At 74.4% G+C, this 2,578-nt stretch carries 1 protein-coding gene; it reads right to left on the bottom strand.

Translation table 11 applies throughout. From position 1 onward, the window contains the following. Nucleotides 1–2,578 (bottom strand): type I polyketide synthase (locus tag UK12_RS32220; protein WP_045306760.1); only part of this gene is annotated, 2,578 nt, incomplete at both ends.

The following is a 2,578-nucleotide window of genomic DNA, read 5'->3' as shown; positions in this document are numbered from 1 at the left end:
CGCACCAAGCCCCCGCAGGAACTCCTCACGCCCACCCGCCACGACGACCGCGCGGTGCTCCAGCCCCGCCCGACCCGTCGCCAACGAGTACGCCACATCGACCGGTTCGGCATCACCGGCCGACAGCAGCCGCTCGGCCTGCGCCCGCAGCGCACGGGCCTGGTCGCGCAGGGCGTCCTCGGTCTTCGCCGAGAGGATCCACGGCTGGACGGCGGGCGCGGGGTGCACCGGCGCCGGGGCGGAGTCGCGCTGCTCGGTCGGTGCCTGTTCGACGATCGTGTGGGCGTTGGTGCCGCTGAAGCCGAACGAGGAGACGGCGGCGCGGCGCGGCTGCCCGGTCTCGGGCCACGGACGGGCCTCGGTGAGCAGCTCGACGGCGCCGGAGGCCCAGTCGACGTTCGGCGAGGGCTCGCCGAGGTGGAGGCTCTGCGGCAGCACACCGTGCTGCATGGCCAGCACCATCTTGATGACGCCCGCCACACCGGCGGCGGCCTGGGTGTGGCCGATGTTGGACTTCAGCGAGCCCAGCCACAGCGGCGCGGACTCGGCCCGCTCCTGGCCGTAGGTGGCGAGCAGCGCCTGGGCCTCGATCGGGTCGCCCAGCGTCGTGCCGGTGCCGTGCGCCTCGACCACGTCGACCTCGGCGGCGGTCAGTCCGGCCGAGGCCAGGGCCTGCCGGATCACCCGCTGCTGGGACGGACCGTTGGGGGCGGTGAGGCCGTTGGAGGCGCCGTCCTGGTTGATCGCGGAGCCCCGGACGATCGCCAGCACCGGGTGGCCGTTGCGGCGGGCGTCCGAGAGGCGCTCGACGAGCAGCATGCCCGCGCCCTCGGACCAGCTGGTGCCGTCGGCGGAGGCGGAGAAGGACTTGGACCGGCCGTCCTTGGCCAGGCCGCGCTGGCGGCTGAAGTCGATGAACGCCTCGGGCGTGGCCATCACGGTCACACCGCCGGCCAGCGCCATCGTGCACTCGCCCTGCCGCAGGGCCTGCACGGCGAGGTGCAGGGCGACCAGCGAGGAGGAGCAGGCCGTGTCGACGGTGACCGCCGGGCCCTCAAGACCGAAGGTGTAGGCGACGCGGCCGGAGGCGATGCTGCCGGAGGTGCCGGTACCGAGGTAGCCCTCGACACCGTCCGGGACCGCGCCGATCCGGGTGGCGTAGTCGTGGTACATCACACCGGCGAAGACACCGGTCCGGCTGCCGCGCACGGTGGCCGGGTCGATGCCGGCGCGCTCGAACGCCTCCCAGGACGTCTCCAGCAGCAGGCGCTGCTGCGGGTCCATGGCGAGGGCCTCGCGCGGGCTGATGCCGAAGAACGCGGGGTCGAAGAGGCCGGCGCCGTGCAGGAAGCCGCCCTGGTCGGCGTAGCTGGTGCCGGGGTGGTCCGGGTCGGGATCGAAGAGGTGGTCGAGGTCCCAGCCACGGCCGGCCGGGAACTCGGAGATGGCGTCGACTCCGGCCGTGACCAGCTGCCACAGCTCTTCGGGTGAGGCCACGCCGCCGGGGTAGCGGCAGCTCATGCCGACGATGGCGATCGGCTCGTCGTCCACGCGGACCGCCGGGGCCTGCGGGGAGGCGGTGCCGTGGTCCGCGCCGGCGATCTCCGAGCGCAGGTACTCGGCGAGTGCGGCGGGCGTCGGGTAGTCGAAGATCAGGGTCGGCGGGAGCCGCAGGCCGGTGACGGCGTTGAGCTCGTTGCGGAGCTCGACCGAGGTCAGCGAGTCGAAGCCGATCTCGTTGAACGCCCGGCCGGCCTCGATCGTCTCGGACGAGGCGTGGCCCAGCACGGCGGCGATGCGCACGCGCAGCAGTTCGAGGAGCTCGCGGTCCAGCTCGGCCTCGGAGAGGCCGGCCAGTCGGCGCATCAGTTCGCTGCCGCCGGCGGCACCGGCCCGTGCGGCGCGCCGGGACGGCGTGCGGACCAGTCCGCGCAGCAGGGCGGGCAGCGTGCCGGCGGCGGCCTGCGGGCGCAGCGCGGCCAGGTCGAGCCGCATCGGGACGAGCACCGCGTCGCCGGTGGCGGTGGCGGCGTCGAAGAGCGCCACCCCTTCGGCGTTGGACAGGCCGGCCATGCCGGAGCGGGCGAGCCGCTGGAGGTCTGCGGCGTCGAGGGTCTCGACCATGCCGCCCTCGGCCCACAGGCCCCAGGCGAGGGAGGTCGCGGGCAGTCCGGCGGCGCGCCGCTGCTCGGCGAGCGCGTCCAGGAAGACGTTGGCCGCAGCGTAGTTGCCCTGGCCGAGGCCGCCGAAGGTGCCCGCGTTGGAGGAGAAGAGGACGAACGCGCTCAGGTCGAGGCCGGCGGTCAGCTCGTGCAGGTTGAGCGCCGCGTCCACCTTCGGACGCAGCACGGTGTCGATCCGCTCGGGGGTGAGCGAGGAGAGGATGCCGTCGTCCAGCACCCCGGCGGTGTGCACCACACCGGTCAGCGGGAACTCCGCCGGAACGGACGCCAGCACACCCGCCAGCGCCGCCCGGTCGGCGACATCGGCCGCCGCCCAGGCGACCTCGGCCCCCAACTCACGCAGAGCGGACGACAGTTCCCCGGAACCAGGCGCATCCGCACCACGACGCGAGACC

The organism is Saccharothrix sp. ST-888, assembly GCF_000955975.1.
In the GTDB taxonomy this organism is placed as follows: Bacteria; Actinomycetota; Actinomycetes; order Streptomycetales; family Streptomycetaceae; genus Kitasatospora.
This window is presented reverse-complemented; position numbering and strand designations above follow the sequence as displayed.